Origin of the sequence: Kitasatospora sp. NPDC002551, assembly GCF_040296005.1 — a bacterium.
In the GTDB taxonomy this organism is placed as follows: domain Bacteria; phylum Actinomycetota; class Actinomycetes; order Streptomycetales; family Streptomycetaceae; genus Kitasatospora.
The window spans coordinates 25,304-48,608 of the sequence record NZ_JBEOWI010000028.1 but is presented as its reverse complement, the minus strand read 5'-3'; the positions used below and the strand labels follow the sequence as shown (position 1 = coordinate 48,608).

The following is a 23,305-nucleotide window of genomic DNA, read 5'->3' as shown; positions in this document are numbered from 1 at the left end:
AGCGAAACGGACGCGGACGGGACGGGATACCTCGGTCATGAAACCCAAGGGTATCGGGCCGGGGCGGGGTGCCCGGCACGCGCACCCCGCCCCGCCCCCGGCGCGGGGGCCTACGCGGCGTCCAGGGCGATCGCGTTCTTCGCCCGCTCCACGGACTCCTCGGCCGCCGGGCCGCCCGGGTTCTCGGTGGCGAGGGCCTGGTTGAGGGTGACGAACGGGCGCAGCCGGTGCTCGTAGCGCGCGAAGGCGGCGCCGGGCTCCTCGTCGCCGGCGGCGCGGGCCCGGGCGAGTTCGTCGGCGAGGACGTAGGCGCCGACCAGGGCGAGGCTGGTGCCCTGGCCGGAGAGCGGGGAGGCGCAGTAGCCGGCGTCGCCGAGCAGGACGGTGCGGCCGGCGGACCAGGTGTCGAGGTGGACCTGGGCCATCACGTCGGCGTAGAAGTCGGTCGAGCGGTGCAGCGCCTCCAGCAGGCGGGGCGTCTCCCAGCGCAGCGCGCCCATCCGTTCGGCGACCAGCCTGCGCGCCGCCTCCTGGTCGCGCTCGGCGGGCGCGTCGTGCGCCCAGCCGAAGCAGACCCGCAACTCGCGGTTGCCGCGCACCGGGTAGACGCCGTAGCCGGCGTCGCCGTCGCGCTGCCAGACCTGCCAGTCCTCCAGACCGAGGAAGTTGTCGGCGCCGAAGATCGCCAGGTGGGTGCCGAGCGGGCGCAGGAAGTCCTCCTCGGGGCCGAAGACCAGCCGGCGGACGCGCGAGTGGAGGCCGTCGGCGCCGACCACCACGTCGAAGGTGCGCGGCCGCCCGTGCGCGAAGGAGGCGTGCACGCCGCGCTCGTCCTCGCGCAGCGCGGTGACGCTGTCGCCGTGGACGAACTCGACGCCGTCCGGGGCGTGCCGGTGCAGGATCCCGATGAGGTCGCTGCGCAGCAGTTCGACGTCCTCGCCGTCGAGCCGGCCGCTGCTGAAGGTCGTCTCGGTCGAGCGGTGCACCTCGGCGCCGTCGGCGCCGAGGACGGACATGCCGCGCATCCGGGTGCGGACGGCGTGGACCTGCTCGGTGAGGCCCATCCGGGCGATCACGTCGAGGGCGGTGCCGCGGATGTCGATCGCCTGGCCGCCGGAGCGCGGGGCGGGGGCCAGTTCGACGACGGTCGGGGCGAAGCCGCGGCGGGCCAGCCAGTGGGCGAGGACGGTGCCGGCGATGCCGCCGCCGGAGACGAGGACGTTCTGCACGAGGGCTCCCCCTGGGTGTTCGCACGGCGTGTCCGTACGCCGCGAGCGAGCTGAATGTACGACGTACATACAGCTCCGCGCAAGCCATGAAACCGCAGGTCAGAGCCGTTTCTGAGCTAGTACAGCAGGCCCTGCGCGGTGATCGTCCCTGGTAGCGTCTGCGCTAGTACAGCCACCGCGACGGCGCGAAGGACCGCACATGGCCCCCGAGACGGAACCGCCCTTCCGGCGCATCGCCGCCGACCTCCGGCGCCGGATCGCCGACGGCGAACTCGCCCCCGGTGAGCGCGTCCCCTCGAACCGGCGGCTCGCCCAGGACTGGGGCGTCGCCCTCGCCACCGCCACCAAGGCGCTCACCGTGCTGCGCCTGGAGGGCCTGGTGGAGGCCCGCCCCCGGGTCGGCACCGTGGTCGCCGCGGCTCCGGCCCCGGAGCCCCGGCCCGCGCCCCCGCCGGCCGAGTTCAGCCGCGACCGGCTGATCCGCGCGGCCCTGGAGATCGCCGACGCCGAAGGGCTCGCCGCCCTCTCGATGCGCGCCGTCGCCGCCCGGCTCGGCGTCTCCGCGATGTCCGCGTACCGGTACGTCACCAGCAAGGACGAACTCGTCCTGCTCGTCGCCGACGCCGCCTTCGGCGAGGCCGCCTACCCCGCCGACCCGCCCGCCGGCTGGCGCCCCCGCCTGGAGCTCGGCGCCCGCACCCTGTGGACGCTGTTCCGCCGCCACCCCTGGCTCGCCCACCTCAGCCCCGTCACCCGCCCGTTGATACTCCCCAACCTGCTCACCCACGCCGAGTGGGCACTCGCCGCCCTCGACGGCCACGGCCTCTCCCCCACGGCCGCGCTCGACATCCACGTGCTGCTCTACAGCTACATCGAGGGCATCGCCGTCAACCTCGAACGCGAGACCCAGGCCCAGGCCACCACCGGCCTCACCGGCGACCAGTGGACCGACACCCGCCTCGCAGCCCTCGACGCCCCGGCCGCCGCCACCCGCCTCCCCGTCTTCACCCGCCTGATGGCCGACCTCGGCGACGGCTACGACCTCGACCTCGACGCCCTCTTCGACCTCGGCCTCACCACCCTCCTCGACGGCCTCACCCCCCGCATCGAGGCCGGCGGGACCCGTTAGCGCGAAGGCTGGGAGGGCAGCGCCGGCACCGACCCGGACTCCAGTTGCACGAGGTGGCTCTGGAACTCGGCCACCCACATCATCGTCTCGTTCTCCACCAGGAGCGCGAACTCGTCCACGAACCGCGACAGTTCCTGGGCCGCGACGGCGAACTCCTCATCGGTGGGATTCGCCGCGAACCGCGCCTCGATCCTCGGCCAGAACGCCTGGAACCGCACCAGCTGCCGGTTCAGCGACATCGCCGTCGACACGTACCGCATCCACGCGGACGAGTACCCGCACACCCGGTCCATCGCCACGAAGCAGGCGCCGAGCCCGATCAGCCCGTACCCCCAGATCGACTCCCCCGCCCACCCCATCCCGACCGCCACCACCGGCGTCACCGTCCCGCCGGCGATGCTGACCACGGCCGCCAGCCGCAGGAACTTCGACCAGCGCGCCTTGGCCACCTTCTCCTTGGTGTACCAGTTGATCGACTCGACCGCGTACGCCTCCACCCACAGGTACAACTCCCGCAGCCCGACCCGCAGATCCGCCGCCCCCGACAGATCGGGCAACCGCACGGCCCGCAGATCCCCCGCCACCGTGACCCGCGGATCGACCCGCGCGACGTCCCCGTCCCCCGCAGTTGCCACTACCGCCCCCCGTGTCGTTGCCATTTTCTGATGTCGAAGAACTCCACCGCACTCTCCTCGGACCGAGAGATCGCAGCGAACTTCTTCCAGTCAACCAATCGAGCAAGACCCTCCCGCCGCACGTATTCTTCCAGCTCGGCGACAGACATGGGCCTCCGCGGACCGGGTCGAGCTTCAGCACTGTGGATCCGATGGGAGATCAGCCAGCAGAGCAGCGAAAGCCGATCATTCGAATCCTCCGTCTGCGCGGCCAGGATGTCATCCACCATCTCCTGCCAGGGATGACCGCACAAGAGGTATTTCTTGTTGCCTACAATGAATCCCCTCATGCTCCTGGAAAATCCGTCTTCCACTACACTTTGCGACGGAATCAAAACGACCTCCGAGGGGTTGCTGTACCCTTCGCTCCCCCTGTCGAAGACTTCCAGGAGATTTCGCACAAGGCGCGTGTCCACCCAACGGGGCTCTTCCCCTCTTCTCACCCACCTGACACTGCACATTCTATTCTCGATATCACCGTGCGCCCGACCGACCTCCCAGTCCTCCAGGAACATCTCGTCGATCTCCGCAAATTTTCCTAGGCGTGTGCAAAGAAACGTGATTCCCTCTTTCGGCTGCACACCGCTCAACCTGAAGACCGACTCCGACGTCACTCCGGGCAGCTCCCGGAGAAGGGACTCCACATTGTCGGTCACCGCGCTCTCCAGGGTCTCGATCTCCGGCAGTGCGCGCAGATCATCCATCGAGACACTTCTTCTCGCGCCACCCTCCTCAATGAGGAACAGTGGAACACGCCGAAGCTCCTCCCGAAGCATCGAGAGCGAAACCGCCTGCCCGCGACGCATCAGCGGACCGGCGATGAAAGCCGCTTCCTGCGTCGCCCAGGTGATCGAATGGCCACGCTCCGACTGAAGCAGTTCGATCTCCTCGGAAACATGGTCACAATAGGCCACATAGCAGGCCCGAATGAATCCGTCCCGCTCCGGGGTGGGCTCCAGCGCCGACCGTGCGACATTGGTACGCGGAGAACCGTCTCCGAAGGTGTTGGCCAGCGCGACGAAAGGGCCTACGCCTCGGAATCCTGGCGTCTCGGACTCCACTCGAATTCCAGCAACACAGACGCCCGCCGCAGAGCTTTCCGCAGCCCTTTGGAACATCCACTCCCGGAAATGCTCGTTCCACTGAAGGGCATACGCGATGGACATGTTCTCGATACTGCGCTCGACGATCCTGAGCTTTCCCTGTTCAATGTCCCGAGCACTGGCAGGGTTCGACCGCGCGATCGAGCCGCGCAGCGCCTCTCCGACGGACGAATACCCGACTTCCTGCTCGGCTCCGTCGTTCTCCTGGATCGTGACCTTGCACGCAGGCAGGACCACGAAGTATCGAGCGGTATCGGTCACGCTCTTGAGCTCGGCGCTCGGCCGGAGGGTCAGCCGCACGATGGTGCCGTGCGGGCGGATCTGCTCGGGGACGTCCTGGTTCTTGTCCAGCGTGCGCACCAGGTACTGGCCGTGGACCGAGCGCAGGGACAGCTGCCGGGCCTTCTCCTCCTCGGGGTGGCAGGTGATGATCTCCACCTGGTCGGCCACCATGAAGGTCGAGAGCACACCGATGCCGAAGCGGCTGATGGGGTTGAAGTCGGGGTTCTGCTTGCGGAACTCCGGGTCCTGGTAGCGGCTGGAGCCGGCCCGCAGGAGGTTGTTCTCGATAACGCTCTGGGTCATGCCCGTGCCGTTGTCGCGGATCTCCAGCGTCCGCCCGGCGCTGTCCCAGTGGACCTCGACCCTCCCCAGCTCCGGCGAGCGGGCGCCGTGCTGGAGCCGCACGGCGTCGATCGAGTTCTGGAGGAGTTCCCGCAGCACCACGTTGGTGTCGTTGTAGAGCGTGTGGCCGGTGAGGAGGTCCAGGACCTTCTGGTGGTCGATGGTGAACTGGAAGGGCTCGGTGAGGAAGCCCTCCGCCTCCACGTTGCTCGTGTCGACGGCGCGCCAGGGGAAGAAGTACTTCGAGCCCTCCTTCGCGTTGGAGCGCTGCGCCCAGGTGTGGCTCAGCCGCAGCTGCTCCTCCGCGTACTTCAGGTAGGACGTGAGGCCGAAGAACCCGTTCTCGACGGTGAACCTCGCGTGGACGGCGACGGTGTCCTGCGGCGCGTCCTCGCAGGGCGCGCCGTCCTTGTCCAACCCCTTCATCGCGACGACGGCCCGGACCGCGCCCTGCTTGGCCCACTCGTTCTGGCTGATCGGGTCCATCGGGTTGAAGACCCGGAAGGCCACCGACGGGGTCCGGTCCCGCGTGATGTGCAGGAGGTCGGCCGAGCGGAGCAGGATCGCCGCGAACTGGACGTTGGCCCGCTCGCGCTGCGACGAGCCGTAGTAGCGCTCGATCGGGTACTTCTTCACGTCGTAGAGGTCGTCCAGGTGGTGGCTCTCGCACACCTTGGCGAGGTCCGCCCGGAAGACCGGCTCGACCTGCCGGAGGAGGTCCTGGATCTCCGTGACGACCGTCTCCGTCGCCCCCAGGTTCGGCGAGCAGTCCCCCGTGATCCACTTCCGCACCCGGGCGGCGTGGTGGTGGCGGACGAACTCCTGGTAGAGGAACTTCTCCCGCTCCTCCGGGCTCAGCACGTCCAGCCGGGCCAGGTAGTCCCGGCCGTCGGAGTCCGAGGCCGTGAGGGCCTCCTGACGGAACTGCGGGAAGTCCGACTCCTCCCGCCGCTCGTACTCGCTCTTGGTGACCAGCATGCCCAGGTCGTGGAAGTAGACCGCGAGCACGGCGAGCAGCCAGTCCGCCGGGGTCATCGCCTCCCGAGTCTTCGGGGTGACCAGCCAGTCCAGCTTGCCGAGCATCGCGTCGATGTGCGTGATGTCGTGCTTGGTGTACTCGTCGAAGAAACCGAAGCCGCCGATCTTCCCGAGGAGTTCCCCCAGGTCCCTCCTGGTCTGCGCCAGGCTGAGGCCGCCGAAGGCCGGCAGTTCGCAGGCCTCGCTCGCGCGCCGTTCGGCTTCTGAAGGAAAGGCGTTCAATCCGACTCCCAGGACTTCGATCGCTGCATGGTAGCGCCAAGTCGTCGCGGCATGAGGGAGTTTGACTGATCAACAGTTACCGCCGGTCAGCCGCCGTCCCGCCCCCGGAACGTCCGCCGGTACTCCCTCGGCGGCACCCCCAGGCGGGCCGTGAAGGGCGGGCGCAGGGAGACGGCGGAGGAGAAGCCGCAGCGGGTGGCGACCACGTCGACGGGGAGGTCGGTGTCCTCCAGGAGACGCTGGGCGGTGAGGATGCGCTGGTCGAGCAGCCAGCGCAGCGGGGTGGTGCCGGTGGCGGCGGCGAAGCGGCGGGCGAAGGTGCGTTCGGACATCACGGCCAGGGCGGCCATCCGGCGCACCGTCCAGGCGGTGTCGAGGGCGAGCAGGACCTCGGTGCGCACCCGGGCGAGCGGGTCGTCGGCCGCCGTCGGCCGCGGGACCGGGGAGGGGATGAACTGGGCCTGGCCGCCCGAACGGAACGGCGCCGTGACCATGGCACGGGCGATCGCCGCCGCCGCCCGTTCGCCGTGGGCGGCGCGGACCAGGTGCAGGCAGAGGTCGATGCCGGCCGCCACCCCGGCCGAGGTCCACAGCCCGCCCTCGCCGGTGAACAGCACCTCCGGGTGGACGTCGACCGCCGGGAAGCGCTGGGCGAGCCGGTCGGTGAAGGCCCAGTGGGTGGTGGCGGGGCGGCCGTCGAGGAGGCCGGCCTCGGCGAGCAGGAAGGCGCCCGCGCAGAGCGAGGCGAGGGTGACGCCCCGCGCGTGAGCGGCGCGCAGGGCGGCGACGACGGCGGGGTCGGACGGCTCCTCGGGCCGTTGCATGCCGGGCACGACGACCAGGTCGCAGTCGGCGAGCGCGTCCAGCCCGAAGTCCGGGACGCGCTCCAGCCCCCCGTCGAAGCGCACCCGGGCGCCCTCCGGCCCGCAGATCCGCAGGTCGAACGCCGGCACGCCGGGGCGGCCGGCCCGGTTGGCCCAGACCTCGCCGATCACCGCGTAGTCGAAAGGCCGGACACCGTCGAAGATCACACACCCCACCACCCGCATGGCAGGATCGTATCGATGGGTGGCTCCACTGCCGCTCACGCGGCCGTCCGGTCCCGCCGCAGGATGGACGCATGACGAACACCAGCGCCTTCGACGCCCCGCTCACCATCGACTCCGACGCCGTCCTGGTCGTCATCGACGTCCAGAAGGGCTTCGAGGACACCGCGTTCTGGGGCGAGCGCGACAACCCCGGGGCCGAGCAGCGGATCGGCGAGCTGATCGACGTGTGGCAGGCCACCGGACGCCCGGTGGTGACCGTCCAGCACGCCTCGGCGGCCGGGCCGCTCGCGAAGGGCACGCCGGGCTACGAGCTGAAGGACTTCGTGGCGGCGGTCACGCCCGACCTGCACATCACCAAGACGGTGAACAGCGCGTTCTACGGCACCCCCGACCTGCACGCCTGGCTCCAGGAGCGGGGCGCCCGGCAGGTCGTCATCACCGGGATCATCACCAACGTGTGCAACGAGACCACGGCCCGGATGGCGGGCAACCTCGGCTACGACACGGTCTTCCCGGTCGACGCCATGCACGCCTTCGACCAGACCGGCCCGGACGGCGTGACCGTCCCCGCCGCCGAACTCGCCCGCGCCACGCGGACGGTGCTGCACGCGATGCGCTTCGCCAAGGTGGTCACCACCGAGGCCGTGGTGACGGCGGCGAAGACCGGCGAGCCGGCCACCGTCAGCTGGTCCTGACCCGGCCGGTGGCGCCCGCCCGCGCGCCCGCCGGGAAGGTCTCGGCGAGGAACGCCTCCCAGGTGCGGGCGCCCCGGTCGGCCCCGGGCCCGGCCAGGTTGACGCCCTCGCGGTAGCAGCGGCCGACCTTGCCGGGGGCGCGCAGCGGCAGCATCGGGCGGCGCTTGCCGGCCGCCGCCAGGTAGTCGCGGGTCAGGTCGCCGAGCGAGCGCACGGCGGGGCCGGCGAGGTCCGTGACCGGCCCGGCGGGCGCGTCCAGGGCCAGCTCGACCAGGCGCTCGGCGACGTCCCGGGCGTCCACCGGCTCCCAGCGGATGCCGTTGACCGCCGGGACGACGGGCAGCTTGGCCATCGCGGCGGCCGTCCTGAGCGTCAGGTCGTGGAACTGGGCGGCGCGCAGCGTGGTGAACGGGACGCCCGATTCGGCGACGGCCCGCTCGGCGGCGTGCTTGGCCCGGAAGTAGCCGAGCGGCACCAGGTCGGCGGCGACCACCGAGATGTAGACGAGGTGCCGCACCCCGGCCCGGCGGGCGGCGGCGACCAGGGTGCGGGTGGTGGCCTCGTCGTGCTTGGCGTCGCCGGCCAGGTGCAGCACCACCTCGGCGCCGGCCACGGCCGCGTCCACGCCCTCGCCGGTCATCAGGTCGCCGGGCAGGTACGTGACGCCGTCGGCGGCCGGGCGGGCGTTGCGGGTGAGCACCCGGACCTCCCGGCCCGTCGCGCGCAGCAGCGGCACCACGTGCCGGCCGAGGGTGCCGGTGCCGCCGGTCACCAGGACGGGGGCACCGGTCGGGTTCGCGGGGCTGGTCGGGTTCGTCATGATCGTCTCTCCTTCGCCGGCCGGACGCCGGGCCTCCGGTGGAGCCGCTAGGTTGCGTGCTTCCGGAGCTTTGACTGTCGGCGACGAAGGAATGTGACACGGGTGGACGAGAAAGATCTGGCCGCCGGATCCGCACGGCTTTTCGAGGCGCACCGGCCGCACCTGCGGGCCGTCGCCTACCGGATGCTCGGCTCGCTCGCCGAGGCGGAGGACGCCGTCCAGGACACCTGGCTGCGCTACGACCGCACGGACACCTCCGGGGTGGAGAACCTCGGCGGCTGGCTGACCACGGTGATCGGGCGGCTCTGCCTCACCCGGCTGCGCTCGCGGGCGCAGCGCGCCGAGGAGTCGTTCGAGGCGCGCACCGAGGCGCTGTCCGGGGCGGGCGGCGCCGAGCCTCCCCCGCGGATACCGGACCCGCTGATCGGGCGGGCGGACGCGCCGGACCCGGAGCAGGAGGTGCTGCTCGCCGATTCGGTCGGCCTGGCGCTGATGGTGGTCCTGGAGTCGCTCTCCCCCGCCGAGCGGGTCTCCTTCGTGCTGCACGACCTGTTCGCCGTGCCGTTCGAGGAGATCGCCCCGCTGATCGAGAAGACGACGGCCACCACCCGCCAGCTGGCCAGCCGGGCCCGCCGCAAGGTGCAGGGCCGGGCGCCCGCGCCGGACCGGGACCTCCACCGGCAGCGGGTGGCCGTCGACGCCTTCTTCGCCGCCACCCGCACCGGGGACCTCGACGCGCTGCTCGCCGTCCTCGACCCGGAGGTGGTGCTGCGGGCGGACGGCACCGCCGGCCGGGAGCGGAGGCCGGTGGTGCTCCTGGGCGCCCGGACGGTCGCGGGGCAGGCGGTCATGTTCCGCGGCCTGTCGCCGTACGCGCGCCCGGCGCTGGTCAACGGCGCGGCGGGCGTGGTGGTGATCGGCGCCAACGGCCGGGCGGTCTCCGTCATGGCGTTCACCGTGGTGGACGGCGTGATCGTGGCGATCGACGTGCTCAGCGACCCGGACCGGCTGGCCGCGCTCGACCTGGCCGCGTTCGCGGACTGAGCCGGGAAGGGGCCGGGGCGCCGCCGCCGCCGCGCACCACGAGGGGTGCGCGGGGGCGGCGGCGCCGGAGGGCGGTCAGCCCTTCCTGGAGATGAAGTCGTACGCGCCGGCCGCGACGTCGTCCAGGTACGGTCCGGCCTGGAACTTCGGGTCACCGGTGTGCTTGCCGACCGAGACGTTGCTGACCAGCGCCGGCTTGCCGTCCTTCACCGCCAGCCAGCCGCCGCCGCTGGAACCGCCGGTCATGGTGCAGCCGATGGTGAGCATCGGCGGGCGGGCGGGGTCGTACGACAGCCGGGTCGGCCTGCCGCTCTCGCAGCGGTTCAGCTCCATGCCGTCGAACGGCGGGGCGGCCGGGTAGCCGTACTCGGTGACGCTCAGCTGGTCGCGCGGGGCGTTGAACCAGACCGGCAGCGCGCCGCCGACCGTCTCCTCCAGCGACTTGGCGCCGTCGGCGGGCTGCACCCGGATGACCGCGAAGTCGTAGTGGGTGGCCGGGGAGCCGCCGTCGCCGCCCTCGGCCTTCCACTGCGGGGAGGTGACCGCCTGGGTGGCGCTCCAGACGCCGAACGGCGCGTACTGGGCCTCCTCGGCCCGCTTGCCGCCGCTCAGCGCGCCGGTGCTGTTGAAGGCCGGGATGAAGGAGATGTTGCTGTAGTACTTTCCGCCCTTGCCCTGGTGGACGCAGTGGCCGGCGGTCCACACCAGGTTGCTCCTACCGGGGTGGGCCGGGTCGGCGACGACGGTGGCGGAGCACTGGTAGTGGTTCAGGCCCGCGGCGGCGTCGGCACCGCTGCCCGGCTCGTCGGCGAACAGCTTCCCGTGCACACCGGGCTTGGTGTACGGGTGCGGGAGGGGCTGGGCGTTGACGGTCCTGGGCAGCGGGTCGTTGCCGCTGTCGGCGGGCTGCGCGGGCTGGGCCGGGGCCTGCGACGGCTGGGACGGCTGCGCGGGCTGGGCGGGCGGCTGGGCCGGGGCCTGCGACGGCTGCGCGGGCTGGGCGGGCGGCTGGGCCGGGGCCTGCGAGGCCGGCTGCTGCGTGCCGGACGGCTTCGGCGCCGCGGGCGGCGGCGTCGGGTGGCCCGGCTGGGTCGGCTGGCCCGTCGGCGGCTTGCCGGTCGGGGCGGTCGTCGGCGCGGACGGCGCACCGGGCTGGGTCGGCCCGCCGGGCTGCGCCGGCGGCTGGGTGGGCTGCCCGGGCGCGGCCGTGGGCGGCGCGGGCGGCGCGATCGGCTCCCTGGGCTTGGCCTTGAGCAGCTTGTCCAGCGTCCAGAAACCCTTGGCGGCGGCCGGGAGGGCGTAGTCCTTCGCCCACTTCTCCCAGTCCTCGAACTTCCACTTCTTCAGATCGTCGAGGTTGGCCGGCAATCCGAGGTTCGACCCGGCGGCGGCGCCCGCCGCCGCGGTCACCGCGGAGTCGGCCGAGCTGTTGTCGGGCCCGCAGGCCGCGGTGCCGAGCAGGGTCAGCGCGAGCGCCGAGGCCCCGAGGGCCGTCCTGGCGGTGCGCACGGTGCGACGGCGGCCAACATTTCTGTCAGACGATGACATGAACTTCTGTTCCCCCTGTATGAAAAACACCCGGTGCCGCCGGAGCGGCACCGGGTACTGCGCGGGGGAGTATTCCACCGATCGTCGGCGGGCCGTCAAACCCGCCTCCCGTCAGCGGCCGACCGAACCGTCCAGCTGCTCCCGGAGGATGTCGGCGTGGCCGGCGTGCCGGCCGGTCTCCTCGATCAGGTGCACCAGCAGCCAACGCATCGACGGCGCTTCGGCGTTGGGACGCAGCGAGCGCACGCCGGGGCGGTCGAGCCGGCCGGCCGCCGAGGCGATCACCTCGTCGGCGCGGGCGGTCGCCGCCCGGTACGCGGCGCCCGACTCCGCCACCGTCTCCTCGCCCGGTGAGGGCGCGTCGTCGCCCCACGGCCCGGCGCCGTCCCCCCGGTAGGCCCAGAGGAACCAGTTGAGCTCGACGGCGGTGAGGGGCCCGCTCGCGGCGGTGGCGTCATCGGCCACACCGCCGCCCTCATCAGCCCCGCCGGGCGGTCTGACGCCCCGTCACCAGCCCTGTGCGTGCAGCCAGTCGGCGAGGTGGCGGGCGCAGTCGTCGACGGTCTCCCGCCAGGTGTGGCCGGCGCCGTCGCCCGCCTCGTCGCTGACGTGCTTGACCAGCCGCACCGGCAGGCCGGCCCGGTGGGCGACGGTGGCGACCGCGTAGCCCTCCATGTCGACGAGGTCGGCGTGCTCGGCGAGGCGGTCGCGGGCGGCCGGGTCGGAGACGAAGAGGTCGCCGGTGGCCAGCACCGGGCCGTCGCCCTTGCCGACGACCAGCGGGGCGCCGTAGACGCGGCCGGTCAGGGCCTGGAGGGTCGGGGTGTCGAGGTCGTGCTGGATCACCTGGGTCACCGTGTGGGTACCCTCCCAGCCGGGGCGCAGGGCGCCGGCGGTCCCGAGGTTGACGACCTCGGAGGGGTGCGGGCCCCCGGCGAGGACGGTGGCCAGCGCGGCGGCGGCGTTGACCTTGCCGATGCCGGTGAGCAGCACCGGCAGGTGGTCGCCGAGGTGGGCGGCCTCCTCCCGGACGGCGACGACGAGCAGCGGTCGGTCGGCGGAGATCGTTCCCAGAAGACGCATGCCGCCATCGTACGGAGCGGCCGGCCGTCGCACCGGCGCACGAACCGCCCGTGCCGGGGCACCCGGGCGGGAAAACGGACTCCCGCCCTCCGTGGCGCCCGGGGAACCGCGTAGGGTGCGGTCCGCGTCGACCCGTTCGCCGCCCGGCCCGCGCCCCGCGACGGCCCGGACCGGGGGACCGCCCGCCGGGTGCGGCGTCGGGACGCACAGCTCAAGATCCGCGCAACTCGGGTGTGGCCGCCGGAAGTGACGGCCATACTGCTGGCAACGGCCGGGCCCCGGAGACGGGGGGCGGGCCCTTGGGGAGGGGGAGGCTGGTGGCGACACCGGTGCGTATCGAGAGGCCGGGCCCGCCCGCGCCGCGATCCCGCGGCACGGGGGCGGTGGAGCCGCGGCGCGGCCCGGTCGCCCGGCTGGGGCGGGCCACGCGGACGGCGCCGGGGCGGCTGCGGCTGGCCGGGGCGCTGCTCGCGGTGCTGACCCTCGCGTTCGGCGCGCTGACGGCCGTCCAGCTGAACGCCCGCGCAGCGGCGGCCGAGCGGGTGGTCCGCTCCAGCCAGCCGCTCAGCCAGGCCGCCGCCGACATCAGCCGTTCGCTGGCCGACGCGGACGCCACCGCCGCGACCGGCTTCCTGCTGGCGGGCGCCGAGCCGCGGACGGTCCGGGCGCGCTACGAGGAGGACCTGCGGTACGCCTCCCAGCTGATCTCGGAGGCGGCGGGCCGCACCGACTCCTCCTCGTCCCTGCACGAGCTGATCTCCTCGCTCAACCAGCAGGTGCCGGTGTACGCCGGGCTGGTGGAGACCGCCCGGGCCAACAACCGGCAGGGCTACCCGCTCGGCGGCGCCTACCAGCGGTACGCCTCCGAGCAGATGCGCACCGTCCTGCTGCCGACCGCCGCCCGGCTGTCGGCCGCCCAGGACGAGGTGCTGGCCGACGACCTGGCGGACGCCCGGTCCACCCCGTGGGCCGGGTACGCGCTGGGGGTGGTGGCGCTGCTGGCGCTGGCCTGGGTGCAGCTGACGCTGTTCCGCCGCACCAACCGGGTGTTCAACATCGGGCTGCTGGCCGCCACCGCGGCCGTCCTGGCGGCGGTGCTCTGGCTGACCGTGAGCGCGACCGGCGCCGGCTCGGCGCTCCAGCGCGGCGAGCGCGACGGGGCCGCGCCGCTGCGGGCGCTCAACGCCGCCCGGGTGGACGTGCTGACCGCCCGGCTGGCGGAGAACCTGCACTACGTCTCGCGCGGCTCCAGCACCGCCTACGCCAAGCTGTGGTCGACGACCACCGACCACCTGTACGCCACCGACCCGCAGCGCGGCGGGCCGGCCGGCACCCTGGCCCAGGCCCAGGCCCTGGCCCCGGCGGACGCCCGGGCCACCGTCGACCAGGCGCTGCGCGACTACCAGCAGTGGAACGAACGGCACACCGCGGCCACCGCGCTGGAGAACCAGGGCGACTACCAGGCCGCGCTGGACGCCACCGTGACGGCCGAGGAGGCGAACGCGCCGCGGACGGCCGACGCCGCGTTCAGCGCCGCCGACCGGCAGCTGGCGCACGCCGCCCTGCTGGAGGAGGGCCGGTTCCGGGACGAGGCGCTGGGCGTCGACGGGGACCTGCGCACCGCCGCCGCGGGGGTCGCGGCCCTGGGCCTGGCGGCCGCCGCCGCGGCCCTGGGCGGCCTCGGCCGGCGACTGGCCGAGTACCGGTAGAAGGGGGACGAACGGGATGGGCACGACCACGGAGCGGGGACGGGGCCGCGGCACGGCGCTGCGGGCGGCCCGGACGGCGGCGGCGCTGGCGCTGCTGGCCACCGGCGCGCTGGCGCTCGGCGCGGGAGGACCGCGGCAGGGCGGCGCGGCCGGCGCGCCGGAGCCGCTGCCGCGGGTACCGGTGGCGGCGCAGCAGGACCAGCAGGACCAGGACGCGCAGTCCGGTCGGGCGGACGGCTGCGACCTCTACCGGAGCGTCCCGCCGAGCACCGAGGACGGGCCGGCGGTGAAGGCCATCAAGGCCCGCCGCAGCCTGGTCGTCGGCATCGACCTGAACAGCTACCGGTGGGGCGCGCGCAACCCCAACTCCGGTCGGCTGGAGGGCTTCGACATCGACCTCGCGCGGGCGATCGGCACCGCAATCATGGGCGACCCGGAGAAGGTGGTGTTCAAGGCGGTGCCGACCGCCGACCGGATCAAGTTCATCAAGGAGGGCCGGGTCGACATCATCGTGCGCACCATGTCGATCACCTGCGAGCGGCTGCAGGAGATCGCCTTCTCCCGGCCGTACTTCACCACGAGCCAGCGGGTCCTGGTGCCCAGGACCTCACCGGCGAAGAGCCTCGACGAGGCGCTGAACGGCACCACCGCCTGCGCGGCGACCGGCTCCTCCGCCCTGGAGGAGCTGAAGACCCGTCCGCTCAAGCAGCTCGTGCCGGTGGAGAACAACCTGGACTGCCTGGTGCTGATGCAGCTGGGCAAGGTCGACGCGACGATGACCGACGACGGCCTGGCGGCCGGCCAGGCGGCGCAGGACCAGACCGTCAAGGTGCTGGACGGCGAGGTGCGGCCGGGCGTGATGGGCGTCGCGATGCTCAAGGACAGCACCGACCTGACGGCCCGGGTGAACCAGGTGATCAACGACTACTACGCCAAGGGCGCCTGGCGCGGCGCGTACGACACCTGGCTCAAGCCGTACCTGCTGGACGACGCCGACCGGCACTGGCCGACGGCGCGGTGACGGCCGCACGGGCGGGGGCGGCCGGGGCAGGCGTTAGGGTCGGTGCGGCGGGCCCCGGGGCCGGGAACGGTCCCCGGGGACACGGAACGGAGCAGGTGGAGGAGGGGAGAGGGCGATGGCCGCTTCGGCCGGCCCGGTGCTGAGCCGGGAGGAGGTGGACCGCGCGCTGGCGCGCCTCGGCGCGGAACGCGACGCGGTCGAGTCGGCGCTGCTCTCGCTCCAGGACCACCCGGGCCTGCGCCTGCTCGACGGCGCCGACCTGACCGGGCGGACCCAGGAGCGATGGTCCGTCGTCGGGCAGGGCCTGCCGCTGCTCTGGGCGCTGTTCGACCGCTACTCCGAGGCGCTCGCCTCGGCCCGCGCGGTACGGGCCCGCAGGGCCAGGCCGGGCGGCCCCGAACTCGCCGAGCTCAGCGAGCTGCTGACCGGTGACGCGGTCACCGTGCCCGGCGGCGCGCCGGACGGCCCGCAGCGCCTGGGCGCGCCCGCCCGGCTGGTCGAGCGGGTCAGCCTGGACGGGCTGATGGACCGGATGAACGCCTGGTACGCCACCGTCCTGGAGGTGGTCTCGGCGGCCGACGCGGTCTGGTCGGCGCTGCCCGCCCGGATCGACCTGCTGATCGCCGAACTGCGCCGGGTGCAGACCCTGGCGGCCTCGCTCGGCGTGCGCGCCGGCACCCATCCGCTCGGCGACGACCTGGACGCTCTGGACGCCGACCTGGGCGGGCTGCGGACCGAGGTGCGCGGCGACCCGCTGGCACTGTGGCGCCCGGCCCGCGTCCCCGCGCAGCGCGGCACGGTGCCGGACGGCGGGGCGTCGGCCACGCCGTCCGGGGTGGTGGACACCGAGCGCTTCGACCTGGCCGGGCGGGCGCTGGACGGCGTCCGGCTGGAGCTGGAGAACCTGCTGCGGCTGCGCGACGACGCCGAGGAGCGCCTGCAGGGCGTCGGGGACCTGCTGCAGCGGGCCGACGCCACGCTGGCCGAGGCCCGCCGGGCGCGCGGCGAGGTACTGGCGAAGATCGCCGCCACCGAGGTGCCGGCCGTCCCCGGCCCGGCCTCGGCGCTGCGCGAACGGATCGTGGTGGCGCTGGAGCTGCGGCAGAGCGGGCAGTGGTACCGGCTGGCGCCGCTGCTGGACGCGCTGGAGGAGGCGGCGGCCAAGGAGCTGGCCCGGGCCCGGCAGTCGCTGACCGAGGTCACCCAGCCGCTGGCCGTCCGGGCCGAGCTGCGCGGGCGCCTGGACGCGTACAAGGCGATGGCGGCCCGGCTGCGGGTGGCCGAGGACCCGGAAGTGGTGGAGCGCTACGAGAAGGCGCGCTGGCTGCTGTGGAGCGCGCCGTGCGACCTGCGGGCGGCGGCCGGCGCGGTGGCCCGGTTCCAGCAGGCGCTGCGCCCGGCGCCGGGCGGGCCCGGGGCCGACGGCACCGGGCCGGCGCAGGACGGAACGGAACAGGGCGGGGCGTGGGCCGGCGGGGAGCCGGCCGACGGACGGGCTGCCGAGGGACTGGACCAGGGGGGCCGAGGGTGATGGGCGAGACGTGCGTGCGGCCGGAGTGCGGCGGCGGCGGGACGATCGACGCGGACGGCTACTGCGACGAGTGCGGGCTCGCGCCGCAGGGCACCTCCTCGGTGCGGACCGCCACCGGGCCGGTGCCCGCGGCGGCGGCCCCGGCCGCGGCGGGCGATCCCTGCCCGCGCGACTGCGCCGGGACGATCGACGCCGACGGCTACTGCGACGTGTGCGGGCTCACCCCGCCCGAGGTGCCGGCCCCGCGCTCCGCGAGGTCCGGCTCCGCGAGGTCCGGCACGGCGACGTCCGGTTCCGCGGCGCACACCTCCACCGTGGAGATCGTCTTCGACCCGGACACCGGCTCGCCGCGCAGCGCCTCCTCGCGCTCGCTGTCCGGCCGCTCCCGCTCGCACCGCTCGACCCGCACCGGCAGCGGCCGCTCGGTCTCGGTGCGCAGCAGCCGCGGCAGCGCCACCGCCAACCGGCACCGGCTCGGCGCCGGCCTGGTGACGGTGCCCACCGTCCCGACCGCCGACCCGGCGCAGGCGGTGCTGGCCGACCCGGAGGTGCCGGAGCGCAAGCGCTACTGCTCCAAGTGCGACGCCCCGGTGGGCCGGGGCCGGGGCGGCACGCCCGGCCGCCCGGACGGCTTCTGCACCAAGTGCGGCACCCCGTACTCGTTCACCCCCAAGCTGCGCCGCGGCGACCTGGTCGGCGGGCAGTACGAGGTGGTGGGCTGCCTGGCGCACGGCGGGCTCGGCTGGATCTACCTGGCGGTGGACCGGCGGGTCAACGACAAGTGGGTGGTGCTCAAGGGCCTGCTGGACACCGGGGACGAGGACGCGCTGGCGGTGGCCGTCGCCGAGCGCCGGTTCCTGGCCGAGGTGGACCACCCGAGCATCGTGCGCATCATCAACTTCGCCGAGCACCCGGACCTGCGGACCGGCGCCACCGACGGCTACATCGTGATGGAGTACGTCGGCGGCAAGTCGCTCAAGGACATCGCCAACGGGCGCCGCACCCCCGACGGCCGGCGCGACCCGCTGCCGGTCGAGCAGGCGATCGCCTACGCGCTGGAGGCGCTGCCCGCGCTGGGCTACCTGCACCAGCGCGGCCTGATCTACTGCGACTTCAAGATCGACAACGTGATCCAGAGCGGCGACACCCTCAAGATCATCGACATGGGCGCCGTCCGCCGCTTCGACGACGACGGCCCGATCTACGGCACCATCGGCTACCAGGCGCCGGAGATCGCCACCGACGGCCCCTCCCCCGCCTCCGACCTCTACACGGTGGCCCGCACCCTCGCCGTCCTCAGCTTCGACTTCCAGGGCTACTCCACCACCTACCGGGACACCCTGCCCGGCCCGGAGTCCGTCCCGGCCTTCGCCGCCTACGAGTCCTACTACCGGCTGCTGGTGCGCGCCACCGACCCCGACCCGGCCCGCCGGTTCGCCTCCGCCGAGGAGATGGCCGACCAGCTCACCGGCGTGCTGCGCGAGGTGCTGGCCCTCCAGGACGGCCGGGCCCGGCCCGCGCCCTCCACCCTCTTCGGGCCCGAACTACGCGTCGTCGACACCGCGTTGGTGGCGCCCACGGTGCGGCCCGGCGAACTGCGGCTGACCGCCGTCGACCCGGCCGCCGCCGCGCTCGCGCTGCCCGTCCCCCGGGTCGACCCGGGCGACCCGAACGCCGGCTTCCTCGCCACCCTGCTGGCCACCGACCCGCAGGAGGCGCTGGCCGCGCTGGACGGAGCCCCCACCGACTCGGTCGAGCGCCGGCTGCGGGCGCTGCGCGCACTGCTCGAACTCGGCCGCGGACGGCAGGCCGCCGAGGCGCTCGCGGCGCTGGAACAGGACCACCCGGAGGACTGGCGGGTGGTCTGGTACCGGGGCCTGGCCTCGCTGGTCGCCGCCGGCGACCAGGAGACCGCCGGCGACCCGGCCGCCACCGGCCCCGACGCCGCGTCCGCCGATCCGCAGGGCGGGGCTCCGGGCCCGCGCGAGCAGGCGCTGCGCGCCGCCGCCGAGGCCTTCGACGCCGTCTACGACGCCTTCCCCGGCGAGGCCGCCCCCAAGCTGGCCCTCGGCGTCTGCGCCGAACTCCTCGGCGACGGCGGCGACGCGGCCGAGTTCTACCGTCTGGTGTGGAGCACCGACCAGAGCTACCTGAGCGCCGCCTTCGGGCTGGCCCGGGTCCGGCTCGCCGGGAACGACCGGGCCGGCGCGGTCGCCGTCCTGGAGACCGTCCCGGCCACCTCCAGCCAGTACACCGCCGCCCGGATCGCCGCCGTCCGGGCCCGGCTGCGCGAGCGGCCCGCCACCGACCCGCTCGGCGCCGACCTCGGCGCGAGCTCCGAGCAGCTGACCGCGCTGCGCCTGGACGACCGCCGCCGCGAGGAACTCGCCGTCGAGGTGCTCGGCGCGGCGCTCGGCTGGGTGACCGCGGGGTCGCCCGGCGGAACCGGCCCCGGCCGGACGGGCGGCGAGGTCAGCGTGCTGGGACGGCCCGCGGTGGAAAGGGAACTGCGGTTCGCCCTGGAGCAGTCCTACCGGGTACTCGCCCGGTTGGCCGACCGGGCCGAGACCAGGATCGAGATGGTGGAACGGGCCAACCGGGCCCGTCCCAGGACGTGGGTGTAAGAGATGCCGCAGCAGACCGTGTGCCACAGCTGTGCCGAGCCGATGGACCCGGAGGACGTCTACTGCGGCTCCTGCGGGGCGAGCCGGGACGGCCGCCCGGGCCCCGGCGCCATGCCGGCCGGCTGGTCCGCCGCCCGGGCGGCGGCCGGCGGCGAGGACCATCCGCCGACCCTGCCGAACCGGCCCACCGTCCCCGCCCAGGGCACGCCGAGCGCGGCCGCGTGCGCGCACTGCGGGCTCCACCAGGTGACCCCCGACGGCTACTGCGAGGCCTGCGGCGGCGCCCAGCCGCGCCCGCGCGACCACATGGAGAAGGCGCTGGCCGGGGTCGCCGGGGTCAGCGACCGCGGCCTGCGCCACCACCGCAACGAGGACTCCTTCACCGTCGCCGCCACCTCGCTGCCCGGCGGCGAGCCGGTCGTGGTGGCCGTGGTCTGCGACGGCGTCTCCTCCTCCGACCGGCCCGACGAGGCCTCCGAGACCGCCGTCGACTCCGCCTCCGAGTCGCTGCTCAGCTCGCTGGAGGCGGGCACCGACCCGACCGCGGCGATGCGCCGGGCGATCGCCGACGCGGCCGACGCGGTGGCCGCGCTCGCCACCGACGGCACCCGGCCGAGCCGGCCCGACGTCAACGCGCCCGCCTGCACCTACGTCAGCGCCATCGCGGCGGGCGGCCGGATCACCATCGGCTGGGTCGGCGACACCCGCGCCTACTGGATCCCGGACGACCGGGTCGCCGCCGAGCCGTTCCGGCTCACCCAGGACGACTCCTGGGCCGCCCGGATGGTCGAGGCCGGGCTGATGGGCGAGGCCGAGGCGTACGCGGACCCGCGCGCCCACGCCATCACCGGCTGGCTCGGTGCGGACGCCGAGGAGGTCGTGCCGCACACCCTGGACTTCACCCCGCACGTCCCCGGGGTGCTGCTGATCTGCACCGACGGGCTGTGGAACTACGCGGAGGCCGCCACCGACCTCGCCTACTACGTCCGGCCGGACGCCCGCGCCGAACCGCTGGCCGCCGCGCAGGCCCTGGTGAAGTTCGCGGTCGCGGCCGGCGGCCACGACAACATCACCGTCGCCGTGCTGCCGATCGACCCGCCCCCGGCGGCGGAACCCGAGGAGGACGCCCGGACCGCCACCGCGCTCGACCTGCCGGTGGTCACCGCGGACGCGTCCGCCGGGGCCGAGGAGGAGGAGTACGAGCCGACCCTGCCGGACATCCCGGTGATCGGCTCAGCCGCCGCCCCGCTGCCCCCGGCGCCCCCGCTGCCGCCCACGCCTCCGGTCCCGCCGACGCCCGCCGCCCCGCCGGCCGTCCCGCCCCGCCCGACGGTGCCCCCGGCCCGCTGACCCGTCCGCCCCGTCAGGGCCCGCGCCGTCCCGGGCGCGGGCCCCGCCCCGCTCCGTCCCGCACGCCCCGCGCCCGCCCCCGGGCGGCCGTCCGACCACCGAGCACAGCTGCCCCCGCACCAACCGACCACCCGACGGGAGCCACCGGCCCATGGCAACACTGGCGAAGCCGAACCTGCCCAGGTTCGACGTGGAGATCTTCCAGAACGAGTACCTCGCGGACGGCGCCCGCGAGGTGAACGCCATCGTCACCGTGACCGCGACGGGCGGCGGCACCTCCGGCGGCCGGCCGCTCGGCGTCACCGACGCCGCGACGGGCCGCGACGGGCAGTCCGCCGCCGTGGTGATCCTGGTGGACTGCTCGGGATCGATGGACTACCCGTCGAGCAAGCTGCGCGGCGCCCGCGAGGCCACCGCCGCCGCCATCGACACCGTGCGCGACGGCGTCGCCTTCGCCGTGGTCGCCGGCACCCACGAGGCCCGCGAGGTCTTCCCCGGCGACGGCACCCTCGCCGTCGCCTCGGAGCAGACCCGCGCCCGGGCCAAGGAGTCGCTGCGCCGGCTCACCGCGGCCGGCGGCACCGCCATGGGCAGCTGGCTCACCAAGGCCGACCAGCTCTTCCTCACCCGCCCCGACATCCCGATCCGGCACGCCATCCTGCTGACCGACGGCAACAACGAGCACGAGACGGCCGCCGAGCTGGAGCGCGCGATCGGCCGGGTCACCGGCCACTTCACCGCCGACTGCCGGGGCGTGGGCACCGACTGGAAGGTGGAGGAGCTGCGCCGGATCTCCTCCGCGCTGCTCGGCACCGTCGACATCGTCCCCGAGCCGTCCGGCCTGGCCGAGGACTTCCGCGCGATGATGGCCGGCGCGATGGGCAAGCAGGTCGCCGACGTCGCGCTGCGGATCTGGACGCCCGCCAACGCGGTGGTCCGGTTCGTCAAGCAGGTCGCCCCCGCGCTGGAGGACCTCACCGCCCGCCGCTCCGAGGCCGGGCCGCGGGCCGGCGACTACCCGACCGGCTCGTGGGGCGACGAGAGCCGCGACTACCACGTCTGCGTGGAGGTCCCGGCCGCGGCCGTCGGCAACGAGATGCTGGCCGCCCGGATCAGCCTGGTCCTGCCGCCCTCGGTCGCCGGGGGGACGCCCGAGGTGCTGTCGCAGGGCCTGGTCAAGGCGGTCTGGACGGACGACCTCGCCTCCTCCACCCGGATCAGCCCGCAGGTCGCCCACTACACCGGCCAGGCGGAGCTCGCCGCGGCCGTCCGGGAGGGCATGGAGGCGCACCGCGCCGGGGACGTCCACCGGGCCACCGCCAGGCTCGGGGCCGCCGTGCGGATCGCGCACGCGACCGGCAACGAGGGCACCTTCCGGCTGCTGCAGAAGGTGGTGGACGTGGTGGACCCGAAGGAGGGTACCGTTCGGTTCCGTAAGAACGTGAGCGAGGCCGACTCGATGATCGTCGAGACCCGGTCGACCAAGACCGTCCGTGTGAAGAAGTGACCGCCGAAGCGCCGACCGGGCCGCGAACCGGCCGGGCTCAGCCCCGGCCGGGCTGGAATTGAGGGGGGACCTGATGCCGATCTGCCCGAGGGGCCATGAGTCGCAGGCCGAGGACTGGTGCGACTTCTGCGGTTTTCCGATGACACCGCCGCAGCCGCTGCCGCCACCGCCCGGCACGCTGCCCGGCGCGCCCGGGAACCCGGGGGCGCACGGCGCGCACGGCGCTCCGTACGGTGCCACGCTCCCGCCGGGCGCGATGCCGCCGCCCCCGCCGGCGGCCCCGCAGGGCTTCCCGGACCTCACCGAGGGCCTGGCGGTCTGCCCGATCTGCCGCAGCCCGCAGACCGGGCGGTTCTGCGAGGAGTGCGGCTACGACTACGACCTCTCGGCGCCGCAGCGCGCCCCGCAGCCGTTCCCGGCCGCACCCGCGCCGCCGCCCGGGCCCGCCCCGCTGAACATCCCGGCCGCGTACGGCGGCGGCCCCGAGGCCCAGGGCGCGCCGCACCCCGGCCAGTACCCCGGCCCGGGTCAGCACCCCGGCCCCGGCCAGCACCCGGGCCACCCGGGCGAGGCCCCGTCGGCGCCCGCGCAGCCCGCGCCGCCCGCCGGCTACGGCTACCCGCCGCCGGCGCACGCGCAGCAGCCCGCCGCACCGGTCCCGGCCCCCGTGCCGAACTACACGCAGCAGCCCCCCGCGCCGCTCCCCGGGCACGCGGACCCGTACGCCGACGGCCCGCACGGGGCGCCCCGGACCCGCGAGGACTCCGGCCCGGTCTACGCCCAGCCCGGCCCCGCCCGCCGCGGCGACGAGTTCGGCACCTCGTTCCACCTGGCCCCGCCGGTGCCGCCGCAGGGCCAGCCCGCCGAGCCGGTGCGGACCACCTGGTTCGCGGTGATCGCGGCCGACCGCGCGTACTTCACCGACATGATGGCCCGCAGCGGCCCGGAGGCGTCCGGCCTGTTCTTCCCGCCGTACTGCCCCGAGCGGCGGATCCCGCTGTCCGGGCGGGGCCAGCTGCGGATCGGCCGGCGCAGCCAGCACCGCGGCACGGTGCCGGAGATCGACCTGTCGGTCGCGCCGGAGGACCCGGGCGCCTCGCACCAGCACGCCCTGCTGGCGGAGCAGCCGGACGGCAGCTGGGTGCTGGTCGACCAGGACTCCACCAACGGCACCACGGTGAACGGCGGTGCGGAGGCGATCGCCCCGCACACCGCGATCCCGCTGAACGACGGCGACCGGATCCACATCGGCGCCTGGACCACCATCACGGTGCACCGAGCCTGACCCACCGGCCGACCACCGGC

The 23,305-nt window shown here is 74.5% G+C and carries 18 protein-coding genes; 10 read left to right on the top strand and 8 right to left on the bottom strand.

From position 1 onward, the window contains the following. Window positions 1–110: 110 nt before the first annotated feature. Window positions 111–1,229 (bottom strand): FAD-dependent monooxygenase, encoded by a 1,119-nt coding sequence (locus tag ABT093_RS23110; protein WP_350567277.1) that lies wholly within the window; start codon window positions 1,227–1,229, stop codon window positions 111–113. 199 nt (window positions 1,230–1,428) lie between these two features. On the opposite strand from ABT093_RS23110, the gene ABT093_RS23105 reads away from it, so the two are divergent. After that, window positions 1,429–2,358 (top strand): GntR family transcriptional regulator, encoded by a 930-nt coding sequence (locus tag ABT093_RS23105; RefSeq protein WP_350567274.1) that lies wholly within the window; start codon window positions 1,429–1,431, stop codon window positions 2,356–2,358. Here the strand turns inward: ABT093_RS23105 and ABT093_RS23100 are convergent. The 3 genes from ABT093_RS23100 to ABT093_RS23090 form a co-directional block, all read right to left on the bottom strand. Next, entirely contained in the window at window positions 2,355–2,921 is a 567-nt protein-coding gene (locus tag ABT093_RS23100; protein WP_350567271.1) for an SLATT domain-containing protein, read from the bottom strand. The two genes, ABT093_RS23105 and ABT093_RS23100, sit on opposite strands and share 4 nt — an antisense overlap. A gap of 71 nt (window positions 2,922–2,992) precedes the next feature. After that, window positions 2,993–6,019, bottom strand: a complete 3,027-nt coding sequence (locus ABT093_RS23095) for an HD domain-containing protein (protein ID WP_350567269.1) — start codon at window positions 6,017–6,019, stop codon at window positions 2,993–2,995. 86 nt (window positions 6,020–6,105) lie between these two features. After that, a complete protein-coding gene (locus ABT093_RS23090) occupies window positions 6,106–7,068 on the bottom strand; it encodes a GlxA family transcriptional regulator (protein ID WP_350567266.1) in 963 nt (320 codons plus the stop codon). 71 nt (window positions 7,069–7,139) lie between these two features. Between ABT093_RS23090 and ABT093_RS23085 the strand changes: the two genes are divergently transcribed. Continuing rightward, window positions 7,140–7,763 (top strand): cysteine hydrolase family protein, encoded by a 624-nt coding sequence (locus ABT093_RS23085; protein ID WP_350567264.1) that lies wholly within the window; start codon window positions 7,140–7,142, stop codon window positions 7,761–7,763. Here the strand turns inward: ABT093_RS23085 and ABT093_RS23080 are convergent. After that, on the bottom strand, window positions 7,750–8,583 hold the full coding sequence (locus tag ABT093_RS23080) for an SDR family oxidoreductase (RefSeq protein WP_350567262.1): 834 nt from the start codon (window positions 8,581–8,583) through the stop codon (window positions 7,750–7,752). The genes ABT093_RS23085 and ABT093_RS23080 overlap by 14 nt on opposite strands. 102 nt (window positions 8,584–8,685) lie before the next feature. On the opposite strand from ABT093_RS23080, the gene ABT093_RS23075 reads away from it, so the two are divergent. Continuing rightward, a complete protein-coding gene (locus ABT093_RS23075; protein ID WP_350567259.1) occupies window positions 8,686–9,627 on the top strand; it encodes a sigma-70 family RNA polymerase sigma factor in 942 nt (313 codons plus the stop codon). A gap of 75 nt (window positions 9,628–9,702) precedes the next feature. Here the strand turns inward: ABT093_RS23075 and ABT093_RS23070 are convergent, their stop codons facing one another. The 3 genes from ABT093_RS23070 to ABT093_RS23060 form a co-directional block, all read right to left on the bottom strand. Next, entirely contained in the window at window positions 9,703–11,136 is a 1,434-nt protein-coding gene (locus ABT093_RS23070) for a trypsin-like serine peptidase (protein WP_350567257.1), read from the bottom strand. 150 nt (window positions 11,137–11,286) lie between these two features. Beyond that, window positions 11,287–11,640 (bottom strand): mycothiol transferase, encoded by a 354-nt coding sequence (locus ABT093_RS23065; RefSeq protein ID WP_350567255.1) that lies wholly within the window; start codon window positions 11,638–11,640, stop codon window positions 11,287–11,289. A 42-nt stretch (window positions 11,641–11,682) separates the two neighbouring features. After that, on the bottom strand, window positions 11,683–12,258 hold the full coding sequence (locus tag ABT093_RS23060; RefSeq protein WP_350567254.1) for a nucleosidase: 576 nt from the start codon (window positions 12,256–12,258) through the stop codon (window positions 11,683–11,685). A gap of 329 nt (window positions 12,259–12,587) precedes the next feature. Here ABT093_RS23060 and ABT093_RS23055 point away from each other — a divergent pair, with 329 nt between their 5' ends. The 7 genes from ABT093_RS23055 (at window position 12,588) to ABT093_RS23025 (ending at window position 23,285) form a co-directional block, all read left to right on the top strand. Beyond that, window positions 12,588–13,967: a GlnX family signal transduction membrane protein gene (locus ABT093_RS23055; RefSeq protein WP_350567252.1), complete on the top strand. Its 1,380-nt coding sequence runs from the start codon at window positions 12,588–12,590 to the stop codon at window positions 13,965–13,967. Window positions 13,968–13,983: 16 nt separating this feature from the next. Then, a complete protein-coding gene (locus ABT093_RS23050) occupies window positions 13,984–14,988 on the top strand; it encodes a glutamate ABC transporter substrate-binding protein (protein WP_350567250.1) in 1,005 nt (334 codons plus the stop codon). Window positions 14,989–15,103: 115 nt separating this feature from the next. Next, entirely contained in the window at window positions 15,104–16,519 is a 1,416-nt protein-coding gene (locus tag ABT093_RS23045; RefSeq protein ID WP_350567247.1) for a hypothetical protein, read from the top strand. Beyond that, a complete protein-coding gene (locus tag ABT093_RS23040; RefSeq protein WP_350567244.1) occupies window positions 16,519–19,143 on the top strand; it encodes a serine/threonine-protein kinase in 2,625 nt (874 codons plus the stop codon). The genes ABT093_RS23045 and ABT093_RS23040 overlap by 1 nt, the downstream gene beginning before the upstream one ends. Before the next feature lie 3 nt (window positions 19,144–19,146). Beyond that, window positions 19,147–20,493: a PP2C family protein-serine/threonine phosphatase gene (locus ABT093_RS23035; RefSeq protein WP_350567241.1), complete on the top strand. Its 1,347-nt coding sequence runs from the start codon at window positions 19,147–19,149 to the stop codon at window positions 20,491–20,493. A 151-nt stretch (window positions 20,494–20,644) separates the two neighbouring features. After that, on the top strand, window positions 20,645–22,000 hold the full coding sequence (locus ABT093_RS23030; RefSeq protein WP_350567238.1) for a vWA domain-containing protein: 1,356 nt from the start codon (window positions 20,645–20,647) through the stop codon (window positions 21,998–22,000). Between the two features lie 139 nt (window positions 22,001–22,139). Beyond that, the gene (locus ABT093_RS23025) at window positions 22,140–23,285 is read left to right on the top strand and encodes an FHA domain-containing protein (protein WP_350567235.1); all 1,146 of its coding nucleotides are present in this window, start codon (window positions 22,140–22,142) and stop codon (window positions 23,283–23,285) included. Window positions 23,286–23,305: the final 20 nt, after the last annotated feature.